Consider the following 18,761-nt stretch of genomic DNA (forward strand, 5'->3'; position numbering starts at 1 on the left):
GAGTTAATAGCACACCCTAACCAAAAGGCTTAAATTATTTAAATATATTGGCAGTCAGATGGGGGTGATAGCGGCTAGCACCACCCAATAAAGCTAAGCTCGGTAAACGTTTGCTGCGATCGCCTAATCACTTTATGATATATGTTAATCGCGATCTTTCTGCGATCGCGGTCACTATTTCATCTACATTTAGGTACGTAGTTGGGCTTTAGCCCCCAAAGAGCGCTGAAGCGCAACTACGTACCTTTGAATCAACCCTTAAGTCAGGTAGGTAGTTGGGCTTTAGCCCTCCCCAAGCGCTCAGTTCCCTGCTTGAGAGGAATCTGAATCACGAACTCTGCTCCCTGTCCAGGAGCGGAAATACAAGTCAGCCTACCATGATGTTTTTCTACTACAATCTGATAGCTAATAGCCAATCCCAAACCAGTGCCAGAGCCGACACGTTTTGTAGTAAAGAAAGGGTCAAAAATCTTCTGGCTTACTTCCTCTGTCATCCCCGCTCCATTGTCGGCAATCCGAATCTCTACTTGGTTAGTATTTATGAGTCTGGTACGAATACGAATTTGTGATTTTTTATTGTGGATTGATGCTATACGAGAAGTCACTAATGATTCCTCTATAGCATCAATCGCATTGCTGAGTATATTCATAAATGCTTGGTTCAGGAAGCCGGCGTAACATTCTATTTCAGGGATCTGACCATACTCTTTAATAATTTCAATTCCAGGATGGTCGGGCTTAGCTTTTAGCTGATTTTGCAACAGTAGCAGAGTGCTATCGAGCCCTTCATGGATATCTACTCGTTTCATTCCCGCCTCATCCAATCGCGAGAAATTCCGCAGCGACAAGACAATCTGGCGGATGCGTTCTGCCCCTTGCTGCATCGAATCAAGCAGTCTAGGAAAATCGGAAGTTAAGAATTCCAGGTCAATATTTTCTGCAAAATTTTTAATTTCAGGAGTTGCATTAGGCAATTGCTCCTGATAGAGATTCAGCAACCCCAGCAAGTCATGAAAATAGTCGCTAGCGGGGGTAAGATTGCCGTAAATAAAGTTAATTGGGTTGTTAATTTCGTGAGCGATACCAGCAACCATTTGCCCCAGACTTGACATTTTTTCAGTTTGAATTAGCTGAGTTTGTGTTGCTTGCAATTCTTTTAGGGTGAGTTCAAGTTGAATTGCTTGGTCTCTAAGGAGGCTATTTTTTTCTTTTAGCTGCAGAGTCCTCTCTTCTACTTTTTGTTCAAGCGTTTGGTTGTAATCCTCTAATTGTTCATTAGCTGTTTTCAACTTGTGAGTTGCGGTTTCCAATTTTCCATAAAGCATCGCATTTTTAAGAGATATAGCTATTTGTGAAGAAAGTATTTTTAATACTTCCAGCCTCTGCGTTGTAAAGGCACCAGTTGTTATATTATTTTCCAAATAAAGAATGCCAATGAGCTTGCCTTGATTAATAAGAGGCATAGATAATATTGACTTGGGTTTTGTTTTTAGGATGTAAGGATCGTTTATGAATCTTTGTGACACTGCTGCATCATTTAAAACTACATTTTCTTTAACTCTGCCTACATAATTAATTATAGTAATGGGCAGATTCTCACTGTTTTCGACGGGTGATTCTGAACACAATTCAACCACATTTCTACCCACAACACCTGTAGCTTCTATCACTAACTTTCCATCTTTTTCTAAGATCAGGCAGCCGGTTGTAGCTCCAGCATTTTCCATCACAATTTTAAGTAACTTATCTAGCAACTTATCAAGAACAATTTCTTCAGCCAAGGCCAGAGATGCTTTGTTCACAGTGGACAAATCCAAAACCGCCGAACTTCCTCCCGTGGTAGATGTTGTTGTTGTCCTATTAATCTCTATGCTTATAGCTTCTCGCATCAGCATCTCGGAAAATACCAAAGGATATCTAGACTCTAAATCTTTAACCTTGGCTTTTGCTCCCCAACGAATATACCCGTAGTAAGCTTGTGTCACATAGATTCGAGCAAACTTATCTCTGCCTAGGGAGAAATAAAACTCGGCTGCGAGTTCCGATGCTAGTGCTTCTTCCTGAATGTATCCTTGTTCTTGAGCTCCCGTTATAGCTCGGTCATAATATTCCATTGCTTCTATAATTTGCCCTTGAATGCGTGCTTTCTCCGCCTCCACAAGATCATACTTATGCTGGAAGTTACAAGGAGCATGAAATGCCCATTTCTGCATTTGTTGTTGATTAGCTTCTACAATAGCAAGGTATTCTTTTTGCTCCGAACTTGAAACTTGGGAATACTGAGCAAGGAGAGCCAGCGAATAGTAGAAGTTGTGAGGAGCAGAAACTACCATACCCATCACACTGACTGCGTGTTCTGCGGCTAAACTGGCGTTAGTAACGGCATTCTTAGAATCTTTAAACATATAAAAGAGAATCGTTTTAGCGAGATAACTAATAAACAGCAAAATTCTATTGTTAGTTTCAATAAAAACAGGCAACATTTGTATTTCATTAAAACTTTTGCCCACCAACTGGCATCTGGTGTCAGCTTCATTTTGAAGATTTAGTGTCAACTGGTGAAATATCTGGATGTAATAGATAGAATAGTCTTGTTTTAGTTTGAGCGCTAAGTCAAGATATTGCTCTTGTTCCGCTTCTACAATGTCTAATCGTTCCCCAGTCAAAAATATGCTAGCACAATAGACAGTAACGCAATAACCAGCATATTCTATATCGCCGGTTTCCAGTCCACTTTGAAGCCCCTCTTGAAGCGGTTGTAATACATTTGAGAGATGCTCTTTCCAGAGTCTAATCAAACCATTAAATAAATTGTAAATCTTACATTTAAGAAAATTGGCATTAAATTTATCCAATATCTTTAAAGCTAGATGACTTGCATGATATGCTGTATCTATATCGCCACTGCTAGCGTACACAATAGCACCATAAAGTGCATAAGTAAAAGCAGCTAAAGGTGAATGACCATGTTGAACACAGAGATTGACCTGAGCCAATACAATTAGGGGCATAATCTCCGGCTTAGCAACGTAAGCAGAAGAACCTAATGTAATTAGTATCTGTAAAGCCGCTATTTTGTAAGGGTCTGTCATCTCTGGGATATTGTCTAAATCCGTGAGTTCTGGCAATTGAACCACAAAACCCCCGTCACCTTCGTCATTTGCCAAGGAAACACCCAACATATCCAGCACTTGCAGTCCCGTATCAATGGCTTTTAACATCTGATTTTGAGCCATATAAAACTGGATTTGTAGCTCGTATACTTTCACTCTTTCCAGTAGGGTGTTAGCTTGTTGCAGAACTACTTCAGCAAGAGCCGCTGACCTTTCGTAATTGGTATTAAGATATTCCGTTTCCACCGCTTCTACATATAGTGCGAGGGTAAGATCGTAGTTATTCTGCCAACTGTTTTCTGGTAAAAGTTTTAACCCTACTCTTAATTGCATGACCGCAGCTTCATAAGCTGATGCTGCTTTGGCTTTTTGACCAGCTATTAAATTTAATCGAGCCAGCTTATATTTTTCTTCTTGCTCGGTAATGAATTCTACTCCCACATTGAGCTGGTTAACAATATCAAAAATATTTTCTTCTAACTCGTATTGGTTTGTATTCTGCCACAATAGTTGACCAATTTTTAGGTGGGTAGTTTTTTGCTCAGCAGAAGGAATCAGAGAATAAGCCGCTTGCTGCACCCGGTCATGCAAAAACTTGTAGGATACTTTGTAAGTATTAATTTCTGATGGGGTTTCTTGAGTATTGCCTATTATCAAGGACTCATTACCCTTGCAAACTAACGGTATTTTGTAAGCACTTTCTCCGATAGGCAAAATTAGACCAGTCTGAAGCCCATCCCATAAAGCAGATGCCGTTTGTGAGAGAGATTTTTCACTTACTATTGCCAAAACGTCTAAATTAAATTGGTTGCCAATACAAGCTGCTAACTTTAAAATTTTCTGGGTGCGGGGAGGGAGTTTTTGAATGTTCCTGGCTAGGAGTTCGACGACATTATAATCTGCGATCGCAACACTTTGAATTTGACCCATATCCCACTGCCATCTGCCAATGGTGAAGTCAAATGTCAACAGTTTTTCTGCGTAAAGGGAGGTAAGCAGTTGAGTTAAAAAGAAGGGATTGCCTTGAGTTTTATTAAAAACTAGCTCAGCTAGTAACTTGCATTTTTCTATTTCATTTTTATTGTTTTTAGCAAGCAAACTTTCTCGATCAATTTTTCCGTGTTGGTCAGAAAAACAAGCAAGAGAGGGGACTGCGGATGAGCAGTTGTTACCCAAGGTGTCAGCAACTAATTGATTGACTGTACTAAGTGTCAACGGTTGGAGAACGATATTATGTATTATTGACCCGCATGAATAAATACTATCTAAGGTCTGCATTAAAGGATGAGTTGGGCTGACTTCGTTATCTCGATAGGCTCCAATCACCAATAAATATTGACTATCTCGGTCAGTTAGCAGCACATGAACCAATTTCAAAGAAGCTGAATCTGCCCACTGCAAATCATCTAAAAATACAACTAGCGGATGTGCTTTTTGGGTAAAAACATGAATGAATTGCTTAAAGGTAAGATTGAAACGGTTTTGGGATTCGCTTGCCCCTAATTGAGAAATTTCAGGTTGTTCGCCAACAATCAATTCCAATTCGGGAAGAACGTCAATTATAACTCTAGTATTTAAACCTAAATCATTTAAAATATTCTGTCTCCAAAAGTTAATTTTTTCAGAGCTTTCTGTTAATATTTGGCGAATTAGTTCTTGAAAAGCTTGAATTAACGCTCCATAGGGAATATTACGTTTAAATTGGTCAAACTTGCCAGCGATAAAATAACCCCTGGCTCCGACAATGGGTTTGTGGATTTCATAAACTAAGCAAGATTTACCTATTCCTGAGTAACCGGAAACTAGCACGATCTCGGCTGTTCCAGCACTAACTCTGTCAAAAGCATCCATTAGATTGGCTACTTCTGTTTCTCGTCCGTACAGTTTTTGTGGGATCAGAAATTGACCTGACTTATCACGCTCACCCGGAATGAAGTTATAATTTTGACCAGTTTGTTCTAATTGATTTAGACATTGTTCTAGATCCGCTTTGAGACCATAACCACTTTGATATCTATCTTCAGCAGTTTTGGCTAATAATTTCATCACTATGTCACAAATTGCTTTGAGAATCTCACTATTTTGAATTTTAGATGTGGGATTATCTCTCGTAATTTCTACTCTGCTATTTTGCTCTTTTTCCCATATAATCTCCCAGAGCGGGACAGGCTGTTTAGCGATGTGGCAGTGAACTAATTCCATCGCATCTGTAGCCTTAAAGGGCACTTCACCGCACAGCATTTCATAGAATGTGATACCTAAAGAGTAGAAGTCGGTGCGATAGTCAATTGAGCGATTCATCCGCCCTGTTTGCTCTGGCGATATATAGGCAATTGTGCCTTCTAGTAAAGTGGGATGGCTAAGTGTTTGGGTTTCTCTCGACAAGCGCGTGGCAATGCTAAAGTCAGTAATTTTTACTTCGAGCGTAGCAGGAGTGATGATGATATTTGTGGGCTTAATATCTTTATGAATAATTTTGTTATCGTGCAACTTACCCAGAGTATCGGCTAACTGAATAGCAATTTTTAAAAAGTCTTTGAGTTCAAGTTGGCGACCATTCAAAAACTTTTTGAGGGCTTCTCCTCTTGAATCTTCCAATATCAGTGCTAGACCATGATGATGATTTTCCAATCCATAGGGCTTGACAATACCTTCTAAATTGAGATGTCGGGAGATTTCATATTCATGTCTCAATTGCATAATCTCTTCGAGAGTAGGATACTCTGCGATCAGGGCTTTGATAATCACAGCAGTCCGATCTTCCCTCCTCTCTGCGCGATAAACTACTGTATTTAAACCTTCATGAATTTTTTCTATTAGTTTGTAATTTACCTTGATATTCATAAATTTTGTATCTCTCTTAACAGTATTTGATGCTGTGCGAAAGTAAAGAGTTGGGGCAGTTTAGCTAAATATCTATTTCTTTAAAATTGCAACCTGAAACAAGGATTTTTTCGTTAACTAGCTTAAAAGAATCTGAACTTTTGTAAAACATATGACCCTTTTTATCTAAGTTTTATATTTTTGATGATAACACATCCCGCAGCTAAGTAGATAGGCGCAAAACAATATAAATGGTCTGTGGGGCGGGTTTAGCCCGTAATCATTACTAGGAGAGATTTTGCCCTTTTAAAACCCGCCCCGCTCACCTTCGTTTATAGCGGTTTTCAACCGTATGAGGTACAGTAACTACAACGAGTGAACCAATTTGTGAAAGATGGGAGAGCGATCGAGTCGAATCCGTCCACAATTGCTGACACTCAGGTGTAATTACTTACGTGCACCAACCCAACGTAGATCTTTTTTGAGGTGAGACTCTTCTGCTTTTAATCGGATTTAAACCGGGAGAAAAAGGAGACAGATAAATAACTCGCTTCTCCTACGGATTCCATCAATCCACGCTTCGGGGTACCCCAGCATATTTCTCATTAACGTAGGTTTGGAGCCATTGCTGAGAAATCTGGATCGCACGAGCAATCCCGGCAAGTGAAATAGGTTCTAACAACAATCGATCAATTAGTTCTCGTGTCTGCTGGTCAATCACCTTATAAATGCGGATGTTCAACGAATTGCCGATCGCAGTTAAGAAACTTAAACCGCTGTTTACCGTTGTAAATGCGATCCTTTTTGACAGTCTGGCCAGAATAACAGTTAGGAAAAAGAGGCTTTGTAAGCGATAGATTAGCAATAACTAATGCTAATATAGCATCATTGGTTCTAGGGTACTCCGAGAAAAACCCGGTTTTTTTCATCATAATCGCTAGAAAATCACAACCGTGCCATCTAACATTTTGTACATCACTACAATGTATCATTACTTTTTTAGCACTACTAAGGCAGTTTGTAACTGGTCGATCGCACAATCAACTCACCTTGACGCGGATCGCGGCTGAAGATAAAAGCTCCTTCTTGAGTTTCGCCGCTTGACAAAAAATCAATTTGTTGGTCGCCGGATTCCAAGACTTCGCCGTTGACGCGCAGTTCTGCAATAATTTGCACTGATTCTGCCGTTTCCCCGCCCGTGTTTGTTACTGTAAACGGTACGTAAAATTGCCCTTGAGTTTCGCGAATAGGCGTGTTCCGAGTGACAGAAAGAATCGGAGGTTCCTGCTTTTTAGTCACCCAGTTGTAGAGTACGAGCCCGGTGAGGGTAAAAAGGATCGAGCAGGCGATCGCAAATGTCGCCCATTCAGCAAAAGTTCTTTTTGGTTGCTGTTCGTTATTACTTTCACTCATACCGCCAACCTCCCCGCCGCGCCGCCAATAGTGGCCGGCAATCCTAATACTAACGTATAGCTCAACCAAATCGACCACGGGTCGTCAAAACTCAGTTTTTGGAAGAAAAACATCATAAATGCAGAAGCCGCCAGCGACACTAAATATGCCATGACAGTTTCGCTGAGGGGACGCTGAAAAATCCCTTGCTGTTGCTGCCGTTTGGCTTGATAAGTAAAGCCTGCTACAAATACAATACCGTAGGAAATTAGCAGCGAAGCAGCGATAATTGCTAATTGCCAAGGCGGTGAAATACCTGCCGCTAGCATGGGAATTTCGTCAGTTGGGGCGATGTTGAAAGCAATGATCATCGCGCCGATTAAAGTAGCGCCGATATCTGCTACAGTTGGATTGATGGTAGGTTCCTTTTCGCTGTCTGAGCTTTGATAGCGATCGCCACTCAAGAAACCGCTTGCTAGAGCAACTCCCAAGGCAAACGGCAGGCCTTCAAATATGATTTTCCCCAAAGTTTCTTGCAGCGGAGTCTCCGGAGTAATTTCCCTGAGCAAAAACAGGACAAAAGCCGCGCAGACAATGCCGATGGCGATCGCTTCTACGGTATCGATTGCAGCATCTAGCCAGCGGATGTCCTTAGTTTTGCGAAAACCTTCAGTGCGAGTCAGCAAGAAAACGACGATAAAAGTAGTTGCGATCGCGATCGACATTTCCGCTGGTTTAGTATGCGAACCGATCCACCAAACCTCCATCGTATAAAGCAGGGGAATCCCGAATAAAAAGCCGCCAGATGCGCCTCGAATGATGTCGTTTAGCTCATTTGACCACGGATTTTTACGCTGTTTTTTTCTCTGGTTCATTTTTCAGTTAAAAGGCCCATTAAAAATTATACAAAATTTCCCGTGCTTATAAATCTCTTTGCCAAATCTTGATAGTCTTTTCATCACTTCCACTAACCAGAGTCTCCCCATCCGGGCTAAAAGCCACAGAGTAAACTCCCCATGTGTGTCCTAAAAGAGTGCAAATCTTCTCTCTAGCCTCTAGATTCCAAAGTTCGATCGTTCCGGGTTCGCTACCATCATCTTCGCTGTCAGAATCCCCCCATCCACCAGTTGCGATAATTTTGCCATCCGGGCTAAAAACTAAGTAGTAGTCCCCCATTGAATTTTTCGGAAGACTATAGATTTCTGTTCCTGTGTACAGATTCCACAGGTTGATATTTCCTGAACAGTGCAAAGTCGCAAATGTTTCTCCATCGGGGCTGACATCAGTGGCATAAACAGTAGCCATACCCTCCTGCCAATTCTTGGTCCAGATTTCATCTCCAGTGGTTAAATTAAAAGCTACTGCACTTAGAGAAACATAATCATCTGCACTGCTACTAAGTAGAATCTTTCCGTCAGGGCTGAATAAAATATCCAAACTATAAAATACTTCTACTGGCCACTTTAAAGTCCGAATTTCTTCTCCATTTCTAAGGTTCCAAAGTTTGATAGTTGTGTCTTCACTGGCACTTGCCAGAGTCTTCCCGTCGGGGCTGATAACTACAGAAGTAATTATGTCTGAATGTCCGGTGATGGTGTAAATTTCCTCTTTAGTGCTGAGATTCCAAAGCTTGATAGTTTTGTCCTTACTGCCGCTAGCAAGAGTTTGTCCATCAGGGGCGAGGGCAATGGATCTAACCCCTTGTGAATGTCCTGATAAAGTGTGAAGTTCTTGACCTGTGTTGAGGTTCCACAGCTTAATTGTGCTGTCAGCACTTCCGCTAACTACAGTCTGTCCGTCGGGAGTGATGACAACAGAAGTTACCGAACATGAATGCCCGTGAAGGGTGTGTACGCATTGCCAGTTAGTTTGAATCATTTGATATTACTCCTAGCATTCATCCAGCAACCACATTTTTACTGATTATTTTAAATGCCATTAAAGTGCAAGCTGAATTTCGGAATATTCTCCTAAAGCTTCGTTGACAACAATCAGTTTTCCTTGACTATCCGCTCCTAATTGTTGATTGGCATTAAGTAATTCAATTCCATAAATAGTACCGTCTGGGGCAATATCCACATTCATTTGCTCGCTAACCTGGATAGTTTTTACCTGTGCGGTTTTTTCTTGCAGGTATATATAAGCTACGTTGTATCTCGGATCGTAAGTCAGTTTCACGGGAACCTCCTGCTCAAAAGAATTTGACAATTACAGTGATAATCATCCAGTCTTCGCCTTCCTTAGCTGCGATCGCCTCCACTTTCTTCATAGCATAAACTTTTCCCTGCCACTCAGCATTAAAGGAAAAGTTGCGCCTAAATCCGGTTCTGCCAAATTGAGCCGGAAAAGTTGTGCCACTTTCAACAGTAGCAATTACTTCTGCCTCAGTTGCACCTCGCTCAATCAATCGTGCTTGAGCATGGGGATGTAATCTAACGCTCACGTTGCTATTACCTCCTTTTTGCCTCTTTATTTTTGCACTAACTTAATTCACCACAGCCACGCATAAGCATCAAAATAAAGGCATGAGTGTCCAACAACAACCTCATTCCATATACTCCTTAAACTCTTCTAGCGGTTCGTCAAAATCATCAGACATCCAAACCATACCTTTAACACTCCCAGCTTTGGATGGCCACCGCTTCTTATTAACTGGCGGTATCCCTACCAATTTTACAACATGCTGATTATCTTTACTAATCGAAACTTCTTCCCCTCTCATCGCCGCTTCGATTAATTCCAGAAGTTTTTCTTTAGCCTCAATAATGTCTACTATATACATAACTTGTGCATCCTTAATATCAATCTACAACATCACCATTCTAACTCAATTAGATAAATCCTCTTCCTCCAAATCCACAGGCTGAAACTCTAAATCACCAGGCTGCAACTGAGCGGGAGTAGCCGGAATCGCCGCAATTATTGCATCGATTACCTTCGCCACCGGAATAATCTCCATCCCCAAATCTGGCACCGGTTGATTCTTAGGAATAATCGCCCTTTTGAAACCCAATTTCGCCGCCTCCCTCAGCCGCAACTCTAATTGCGAAACCGGCCGCACCTGTCCCCCCAAACCCACTTCCCCAAGCAAAACAGTGCGTGCATCAACCACCCGATCGCGAAAACTGGCCACAACGGCGATCGCAACTGCCAAATCCGCCGCCGGTTCATCCACTTTCAACCCGCCCACCGTCGCCAAAATTACATCTAATTTAGATAAAGGAATCCCCACCCTTTTCTCCAAAACAGCTAAAATTTGCTGCAATCTAGCATTGTCCACACCAGTAGTAGTGCGGCGCGGCGAACCAAAACTTGCAGGGCTGACTAACGCCTGAATTTCCACTAAAATCGGTCGAGTTCCTTCGCAAGTAACAGTCGTCGAAGTACCGGGAGAAAATTCATCTCTATTCCCTAAAAACAACTCCGACGGATTATCTACTTCTCGCAAACCGTTGGCTACCATTTCAAAAACACCAATTTCGTGAGTCGCGCCAAAACGGTTTTTCATCGATCGCAAAAGTCGATGAGAAGCAAAGCGATCGCCCTCAAAATACAGTACAGTATCTACCAAATGTTCCAAAACCCTCGGCCCCGCCAAAGCTCCATCTTTCGTAACGTGACCGACAATAAATAAAGTAATATTTTCCCTTTTCGCAACCTGCATCAAAGCAGACGTACATTCCCGCACCTGAGCCACCGAACCCGGAGCCGATGTTAAACTAGCAAAATAAATAGTTTGGATGCTGTCAATCACCGCTACATTCGGTTTCAGCGCTTCTAACTCCCGCAAAACAACTTCTAAATCCGTCTCTGGAAGCAAATAGAAATTCTCCGCTGAATTGTCCTCCGAATCCTTTTTAGCTTCCCCGTTACTGCCAGATTTATGCCCGCCGTTGCTTGACAATTCAACCGGATTAGCCACGCCCAAACGCTGCGATCGCAACTTCACCTGCTGGCCGGACTCCTCCGCACTGACATACAGTATCCGATCCTTGCGGGCCAACATATTCGCCACCTGTAACAGCAGCGTCGATTTCCCGATTCCCGGTTCCCCCCCAATCAACACCAGCGATCCGGGAACAATCCCGCCTCCCAAAACTCGATCGAGCTCCCCGTAACCAGAAGGCCAGCGAGACTGAGTTTGGTCGGAAATCTGCGATAATCTGAAAGATACCCTTGGTTGACCCTTCGACTTATCAGGGGGCGAACCGCCCACTGTCTTAGTTGTCACCCCTGTTAAACCCGCCCGCGACACAGCAGCAGTAGGTTGTTCTAACTGCTCGTCAAAAGAATCCCACTTCTGACAGCTAGGACACCTGCCAAAATATTGTGGTGAATCATACCCGCATTCCCGACAAATATATTGTATTCGAGGCTTAGGCATTGTTTACTATGATAAATAGTCACCCTAACATTTAGAAAAGTCTGAGTTAAAGCAATTATCAAGCTTTCAGACCGATCTCCACACATGATTCAATTCGTGTCTTCTATGATAGGGTACAAAAAATTAACATTATCTGAAATGTAACTTAAGGAGTGCTCGGTAACTTGGAAAACCATAAAGAAAAAATTCTGGTAGTCGATGATGAAGCCAGTATCCGCCGCATTCTGGAGACTCGCCTTTCCATGATTGGCTACGATGTCGTCACCGCTGCTGACGGCGAAGAAGCTCTCGAAACATTTCGCAACACCGAACCAGATTTAGTGGTTTTGGACGTGATGATGCCGAAGCTAGACGGTTACGGCGTCTGTCAGGAGTTGCGTAAAGAGTCAGACGTGCCCATCATCATGCTAACCGCTTTGGGAGACGTAGCCGATCGCATCACCGGTTTAGAATTGGGCGCCGACGATTACGTCGTCAAACCTTTCTCTCCCAAAGAACTCGAAGCCCGCATCCGTTCGGTACTGCGGAGGGTGGACAAAAACGGAGCATCGGGAATTCCCAGCTCCGGAGTCATCCACGTCACCAATATTAGGATTGACACCAACAAGCGCCAAGTTTACAAAGGCGACGAACGAATTCGGCTCACGGGCATGGAATTTAGCCTGTTAGAACTGCTTGTCAGCCGTTCTGGAGAGCCTTTTTCGCGATCGGAAATTTTGCAGGAAGTGTGGGGATACACGCCAGAACGCCACGTAGACACCCGCGTAGTGGATGTTCACATCTCGCGGCTTAGGGCAAAGTTGGAAGACGACCCCAGCAATCCCGAATTAATTCTCACCGCCCGCGGCACCGGCTATCTGTTCCAGCGAATTGTCGAAATTGGAGAAGTAGGATAAAGTCAGTTGGCAATTGGCAGTTGGCAGTTGGCATTAGTTAAATTACCAACTACCAATTACCAATGACTAATGACTAATGACTAATGACTAATGACTAATGACTAAATCTGATCCTAATAAAGTTTTGCGGCAATTGCCCTTAGTTGCAGGAGGATTAGCAGGTACGCTGCTAATGGTCAACCGCTTGCTGACAGAGCAAATCACAGATTCTCAAGCTCGATCGGACGCTTTGGGAGTAATTATCAGCGCTCTGCTGATTTTAACAGGTTTGCTGTGGCAGCAGGTGCAAGCGCGATCGCCCGATTCCGTAAAACTTATCGGCGAAGAAGGTTTTGAATTTGCGCCGGATTTGCCTGAGGCTGTGAAAATAGAATTAGCTTGGGCGTCGCGTTTGCTGTTGACAAATACCGCCACAAGGTCGATCGTAATTGTGTATCAGGGAAAAGTCCTATTGCGGCGTGGCATTTTAGGCATCAATCCCGAAGTCAAACCAGGGCCGATATTGCAGCGAGTGCTCGACAAAAATAAACCTGTTTATTTAGTAAATCTCAATATTTATCCTGGTAGAATAGAATTTGACTATTTGCCAGAAAATACTCAAGGAGTTATCTGTCAGCCGATCGGCACCCAAGGCGTTTTAATTTTAGGTGCTAACGCACCCCGCAGCTATACAAAACAAGATGAAAACTGGGTTGAGGGCATTGCCGACAAACTAGAAAATACCATCAATCGATTTGAGATTTGAGATTGTGGATTGTGGATTGTGGATTTGAGATTTGAGATTGTGGATTTCACAATGCCAGCGCTGTCAAGGTGCGATCCTCTTCGAGGGCTGCGCTAACGACCGATTTGCCTCATTCTCGGTGTTGGCTATCGGCAATAAACAAGATTTATTACCGATATCTTTTGAAAAGAAGAAGAGCCAGCGCTCCCCCCAACGAAATTTCCAGGGTTTGAGGGTCTTCTTAACCACCAAGACGCGGGCTGCGTGTACAGGGCGCACCTTAGTCCTCAACAAGAATCTCCGGGTGCGCTAGGCGCACCTTACTAGCTCACAAATCGCAACTCAAAACTCAAAACTACTCGCGAGCCCAGTCAGTACCGCGCCACAGAGTAAAAAACAAAACACTAGAAATCAGCGCGCCGAGCAGCCACTTAACAGCATTTTTAAATAACCCCACACGCTGACTTTGCTGAACCGCAGCACTTTGCGTCTGTAACCGTTCCTTAGCCGGAGTAATTCTCGAAAGAATTTGCTCTTTCAATTGCTGTGGGTTTTGCGTATCCGCTTGTACCCCCAAACGAGTAAGTTCCCCCGCCAAATTCCTTAAATCTTCAGGACTACCCTTCTTTAGCCGATCTTCCACCTGCTGCAACTGAGCTAATTGTTGGTTTGCTTGAGTAGTAATTTGCTGGTTGTTTTGGTTGTTGACATAGATAGTGCCAAAAATTCCCAAAGGCAGCATCAACAGAAAAACTAGACCTAGCAGCAGACAAACCCAAGACAAAACCTTCAAAAAAACGTCTTCCAAACCTCTGCGATCGTACCCTTCTCCAAAAAATATCAGCGCCATTGCCAGTAGTGGAACGGGAACCCGTTCCACTACTGCCCCAATCGTCTGCAATTCCCAGAGGCGATTGCCAAAATTTGCTGGTATAAGAACTGCAATCGTATCTAATACAGACAAAATTAATAGACCGTAGCCAATCCAACGCAGTCTGTAGATAGAAAAACCTTGTTCGCCTTGTAAGTCATTCATAAAATAATCAGAGTTGTTGTTAAGAAAAATCTCTCTTGACCCCGCCCAATAACGGATACAGGCCCCCGACAACAGTCATAGAGAATCAAAAATTTTAGACTCTTGTTCCAGCTTCCAGATTCACCTGTGGAGTAAATCTAAAAGCTAAAATCTAAAATCTAAAATCTAAAATCCACTGACTCGACTCAAGGCTCGGGAAATCGCGGCTGCCACCACCCATACCAAGAAACCCAAGCATTCTCTAGAATTTTTTTGGCATCTTCTGGAGTTGTTTTATCCAAAGGCACAGACATCTGAGTCCACAAACAGCGCCGGTCTTGAATATTTCCCCTACCCAACAACCAAAACAGAATACGGTTTGGCTGCCAATCGCGAGTATTTCGATTATATCTAAACTGTTGGGAAGTTACTGTAGGACTGCCATGAGGATTGATACATGAACTCAAATACAGTCGATTTTGCTGTTGCAAAAGTCCGTGAAACCCCGCGCCTTGAGTGTTTGCCAATGCTAGTTTACCAGGATTCGACTTCAGAACAGTATGTCCCTTCATCATACCTTCCACATCCCCAATGCTGTCTACCGCATAGCGCATCTCTATTTCTAGACCCATGCTATTTTTTTGATATTCATATTTCCTGGCAGCTTTGAATTCTGAATTTTCCTTAATTTCCAGAAGCGCGCTCTTGTTTAGTTTCCAATCGGCTAGAGGCACCGACTCGGGAAACTCAAACGGGGTTGCCACATTCTTGCCGTCCGATGGATAGAAAACCAATTTTCCGGCAACCAACAAAACCCCTCCCAAAGTAACAGCCAACAGGGAAAGCCTAAGTGGTTTCCAAGATGTAATAGCCATTAGAAATTCTGTCCTTCCTTATTTTGGGGTTGGTCTTTCAAAATTGCAAACCAGCAGAATAACCCGAAAATAAATACAGCAATCATAGAAAATATTACCGAACCATTTCCTTCGTGCCAGTATTTAAATGCTTCGGGTTGAGATAGCGATACCAGCACTGCCATGATAGCAACTCGCGCGGCATTAACTAGAAATGCAGTAATTATGGCCACGAATGGCAATACCATTTTCTGACCCGTAGTGGTAGGAAACATCAGTAAGAAAACCAGAGCTAGTCCTAACAATTGTAACATCGCATTTACGCCAGAACAGCCGTGATACACTTCCACGCTGCCATTTTCCAGGATTAGAAAAACCCCTTTTCGCACCACTTCAAATCCTAGATAGTGGAGGAGGAAAGCTGAAAATTTTGCTGTTAATAGGGCGACATCAACGAATACTCCGATCAATCCTGGAGGAATAGCTGTATAGCCAAGAATTAGAAGTTCCTGCCTATATTGTTTTACTCCTTTTGTGCCGGAAGCCAGCAATGCGAGACTGATTCCCGACAAAAAAGGCGTTGCTCGGATAAAAAAGTCGTATCCAGATATGGACGAACTTTTGAGCAATATTAAAGCAATTAACGATGACCCAAAGAAGCTGGCAAAAACTCCGCTTTCAAAAGTTAAGGATTCGTGCCTTTCCCAAATGAGAAATGCTACGACTCCCCAAAACAGTAACATTGTACCAAACAGGTCTGTGTCGTTTGTTCTGGAAGTTAGAGTTAGGTGTATGGCAATCAAACCGGAGGCGATGCCTAACAGCCAGTATTTAGGTTCTTGGACGTGCTTGAGCCAGTTTATTTCGGTCATTGGTGCTTTTTGTTTTTCCTAAAAGCTTCTAAAATGCTTAATCTTGTAACTCTATTAAAATTATCAGCTACAAACACTTGCATTTATGCGTTTCGGATGATTTTTAACTAAATCTTCACAATGATTGACAAGGGCGAATGTGTGTGATAATTACGTCCCCCTAATTAAATCTGAAGTTAGGCGCAAAGATTAAAGAAAACAGGTTTTTTAACTCTGATCGATCGCACTCAACTAAAAATTTTCCTTTCTCTAACCCGGTTTCTGCGCCGGGAGTTTAAATGTAAAGCTTGAAGGCAAGACAGAAACCTTTATTGGACGCACTCTTGAGCTTGAAAACCAGTTTTTTACCGGTGCTGGTTTTTGGTAGCCAGTGCGTCCAAGAGTAGATTAATTAGAGTAGACTTTCCGGTAGTAAGTTTGATATTCCTCCGAAAGCAGGGGTTCCCACCAATCCCGATGGGCTAAGTACCATTCTACAGTCTGCCGCAAACCTTCTTCAACGGTTACTGAGGGAGTCCAACCTAACTCTGTTTTAATTTTGCTGGCATCAATAGCATAACGCCGATCGTGCCCGGCTCTGTCTTTGACAAATGTGATTAATTGTTCGCAAGGACGGGCGGGTAAATCCTCAGCTAATTCGTCCATTAGCTGACACAGCATTTTTACTAAATCGAGATTTTTTACCTCGTTGTTGCCGCCAACATTGTAGGTTTCCCCAGGCTGACCACGGTGAATAACGGCATCTAAAGCGCGACAGTGGTCGAGAACGTAGAGCCAATCTCGCACGTTTTGACCGTCGCCGTATACTGGCAGCGGTTTGCCCAATAGCATATTGATGCACATTAATGGAATGAGCTTTTCTGGGAAGTGATAGGGGCCGTAATTGTTGGAACAGTTGGTGATAATTGTCGGGACGCCGTAGGTGTGGAAATAGGCGCGGGCGAGGTGGTCGCTGCCAGCTTTGGAGGCTGAGTAGGGACTGTTGGGCGAGTAGGCAGTTGTTTCTGTGAAGGCTGGGTCATCAGGACCGAGACTGCCGTAAACTTCGTCGGTAGAAACGTGGAGGAAGCGCATTTGTGCTTTGAAAGAGGGATCGTCAATTGCTTCAAAATGCTTGCGGAAGGCTTCTAAAAGCGTGAAGGTTCCGACAACGTTTGTTTGAACAAAGGCTGCAGGCCCGATAATTGACCTGTCAACGTGGGATTCTGCGGCAAAGTGCGCGACTGTGGTGATGTTTTCTTCTTTGAGCAAGGTATCGACTAAGGTACGATCGCAAATATCCCCCTGCACAAACCGAAAATTTTCGCCTCCTTCCAAAGTTGCCAGGGTTTGTCGGTTTCCGGCGTAGGTTAAAGCGTCGAGTACGATTACTCGATCGCCCGGATAGGTGCTGCACCAGTGATGCACAAAATTTGAGCCGATAAATCCAGCCCCGCCCGTCACCAACAATCGGCGAGGATCTCGCTCAATGCCTTGAGTCGCGTTGTCTGTCATAAAAATAAGAGTTATTCCAATAACTAAGCCTTTACAAAAGTAGCCTTAAAAGTAGTTTGTCACCAAGTGTTTGCCAGTCTGTAACTAAATTTTCTAGTGTCTCACCTCAGATTTTCTAAGTTGGGCGCGATCGAAGTATTGGTTCACAAAAGTTTAACTTCTACCTTTTTTTTTGCCGAAACGCTTACAAAGCAAGCATTGCAAATTTTTAAGCTGGCAAATTTAAATTAGAATTGCGTGAGGCTATAGCTGACTTTTGCGATCGATCCTCGATATGGGTGGCGCGCAGAGTTGATACATTTGTAAAGAGCTGTTACCATTAATTTTTTAATTATCCTTTACAATCTCCAGAGCACCATGAAGAAGTTTCAAGTGTTAGCTGGCATTGCTTCCGTTGTCGCGATCGCAAGCAGTATCGCTGTTTGTGACGCTGCATCTGCTTACCCCTGTTCCTACAGCAAATCTGGGGCGGCTAAATCTGGTTCTGCGACAACAATCCTAGGTTCCGGCGGCTCGGAGCGCATGAATCCGTGGAAATCTTACAAAACAGCAGCTCTCGGTTTCCTCGGTTTGGCTGGGCTTGGGGGCGCAGGTGCGGCCTACATGAGCTACCGCGCCGGCAAGCGCGCTTCTGCTGCTTGCGCTGCGATGACCGATAATTTTGAAGTTTTTGAAGAGTCGATCGATCCGATCGCAGATGCAGGTGTTTCTGGACACATGGAAGTTCCGGCGTTGCTCGATTTGGCGGCGGCGGGTGCTGTAGCTGAGTCAGCAGATGCGGTTGCAGCCGTTCGGGAACACCCAGAAGCTCCGGGCGGCGAGCTGGATTTGCCAGTTTCACAAGTTGCTGAGTTGAGTTCTGAAATTGCGATCGAACAAGTCCAAAGCGCGATCGTCAAATAGTTATCTCAAACCAACGTATTCGCTTAGCGCACCTCCAATCTTGCAAGATTGGAGGTTTTTTGAGTTGAAATTATCTACCCCTACAATTTCTTGTCATGGCGATCGCTAAGCACTGCCAACAATAGACAGATGAATCGATAGCACACAATATCATATTCCGGCTAAGCAAACGAGCGCTGAATTAATATCAATTAAAAAAAGTCTTGCTACCATCATCAATCTCATAGCAATTATTAAAAATCGCTGCTCCCAGTCAGGACAAGGCTGTGCGGTTTTCCTACTGTAATTTAA

At 43.4% G+C, this 18,761-nt stretch carries 15 protein-coding genes; 3 read left to right on the forward strand and 12 right to left on the reverse strand.

Translation table 11 applies throughout. The features are described from left to right. Positions 1 to 263: 263 nt before the first annotated feature. The 8 genes from QUA23_RS11190 to radA all read right to left on the reverse strand — a co-directional run bounded on the left by QUA23_RS11190 (position 264) and on the right by radA (position 11,712). Positions 264 to 5,957 carry an AAA family ATPase gene (locus tag QUA23_RS11190; protein WP_333076035.1) on the reverse strand — a complete coding sequence of 1,898 codons (5,694 nt, stop codon included), beginning with the start codon at positions 5,955 to 5,957 and terminating at the stop codon, positions 264 to 266. A 987-nt stretch (positions 5,958 to 6,944) separates the two neighbouring features. Then, positions 6,945 to 7,349, reverse strand: a complete 405-nt coding sequence (locus QUA23_RS11195) for a TIGR02588 family protein (RefSeq protein ID WP_333076036.1) — start codon at positions 7,347 to 7,349, stop codon at positions 6,945 to 6,947. Then, positions 7,346 to 8,203, reverse strand: coding sequence for a TIGR02587 family membrane protein (locus tag QUA23_RS11200; RefSeq protein WP_333076037.1), 858 nt, complete (start codon positions 8,201 to 8,203; stop codon positions 7,346 to 7,348). The genes QUA23_RS11195 and QUA23_RS11200 overlap by 4 nt, the downstream gene beginning before the upstream one ends. Before the next feature lie 46 nt (positions 8,204 to 8,249). Continuing rightward, a complete protein-coding gene (locus QUA23_RS11205) occupies positions 8,250 to 9,206 on the reverse strand; it encodes a WD40 repeat domain-containing protein (RefSeq protein WP_333076038.1) in 957 nt (318 codons plus the stop codon). Between the two features lie 60 nt (positions 9,207 to 9,266). After that, the gene (locus QUA23_RS11210) at positions 9,267 to 9,506 is read right to left on the reverse strand and encodes a DUF2283 domain-containing protein (RefSeq protein ID WP_333076039.1); all 240 of its coding nucleotides are present in this window, start codon (positions 9,504 to 9,506) and stop codon (positions 9,267 to 9,269) included. Between the two features lie 13 nt (positions 9,507 to 9,519). Further along, on the reverse strand, positions 9,520 to 9,771 hold the full coding sequence (locus QUA23_RS11215; RefSeq protein ID WP_333076040.1) for a DUF4258 domain-containing protein: 252 nt from the start codon (positions 9,769 to 9,771) through the stop codon (positions 9,520 to 9,522). Between the two features lie 102 nt (positions 9,772 to 9,873). Next, positions 9,874 to 10,110 (reverse strand): type II toxin-antitoxin system prevent-host-death family antitoxin, encoded by a 237-nt coding sequence (locus tag QUA23_RS11220; RefSeq protein WP_333076041.1) that lies wholly within the window; start codon positions 10,108 to 10,110, stop codon positions 9,874 to 9,876. A 45-nt stretch (positions 10,111 to 10,155) separates the two neighbouring features. Beyond that, positions 10,156 to 11,712 (reverse strand): DNA repair protein RadA, encoded by a 1,557-nt coding sequence (gene radA, locus QUA23_RS11225; RefSeq protein WP_333076042.1) that lies wholly within the window; start codon positions 11,710 to 11,712, stop codon positions 10,156 to 10,158. 164 nt (positions 11,713 to 11,876) lie between these two features. Between radA and rpaB the strand changes: the two genes are divergently transcribed. Together rpaB and QUA23_RS11235 are read left to right on the forward strand one after the other, a co-directional pair. After that, positions 11,877 to 12,608, forward strand: a complete 732-nt coding sequence (rpaB, locus tag QUA23_RS11230; protein WP_071587789.1) for a response regulator transcription factor RpaB — start codon at positions 11,877 to 11,879, stop codon at positions 12,606 to 12,608. Positions 12,609 to 12,705: 97 nt separating this feature from the next. Beyond that, positions 12,706 to 13,353, forward strand: a complete 648-nt coding sequence (locus QUA23_RS11235) for a cofactor assembly of complex C subunit B (RefSeq protein WP_333076043.1) — start codon at positions 12,706 to 12,708, stop codon at positions 13,351 to 13,353. A gap of 334 nt (positions 13,354 to 13,687) precedes the next feature. Here the strand turns inward: QUA23_RS11235 and hpsJ-A are convergent, their stop codons facing one another. The 4 genes from hpsJ-A to rfbB all read right to left on the reverse strand — a co-directional run bounded on the left by hpsJ-A (position 13,688) and on the right by rfbB (position 17,567). Beyond that, positions 13,688 to 14,368, reverse strand: a complete 681-nt coding sequence (gene hpsJ-A / locus QUA23_RS11240; protein ID WP_333076044.1) for an HpsJ-like protein, cyanoexosortase A-associated — start codon at positions 14,366 to 14,368, stop codon at positions 13,688 to 13,690. Between the two features lie 185 nt (positions 14,369 to 14,553). Beyond that, positions 14,554 to 15,222 carry a cyanoexosortase A system-associated protein gene (locus QUA23_RS11245; RefSeq protein ID WP_333076045.1) on the reverse strand — a complete coding sequence of 223 codons (669 nt, stop codon included), beginning with the start codon at positions 15,220 to 15,222 and terminating at the stop codon, positions 14,554 to 14,556. After that, entirely contained in the window at positions 15,222 to 16,073 is an 852-nt protein-coding gene (gene crtA / locus QUA23_RS11250) for a cyanoexosortase A (protein WP_333076047.1), read from the reverse strand. The genes QUA23_RS11245 and crtA overlap by 1 nt, the downstream gene beginning before the upstream one ends. A gap of 387 nt (positions 16,074 to 16,460) precedes the next feature. Next, entirely contained in the window at positions 16,461 to 17,567 is a 1,107-nt protein-coding gene (rfbB, locus tag QUA23_RS11255) for a dTDP-glucose 4,6-dehydratase (protein WP_333076049.1), read from the reverse strand. 357 nt (positions 17,568 to 17,924) lie between these two features. Between rfbB and QUA23_RS11260 the strand changes: the two genes are divergently transcribed. Next, on the forward strand, positions 17,925 to 18,470 hold the full coding sequence (locus tag QUA23_RS11260) for a hypothetical protein (RefSeq protein WP_333076051.1): 546 nt from the start codon (positions 17,925 to 17,927) through the stop codon (positions 18,468 to 18,470). Positions 18,471 to 18,761: the final 291 nt, after the last annotated feature.

The organism is Microcoleus sp. Pol1C5 (genome assembly GCF_036701115.1).
In the GTDB taxonomy this organism is placed as follows: Bacteria; Cyanobacteriota; Cyanobacteriia; order Cyanobacteriales; family Microcoleaceae; genus Microcoleus.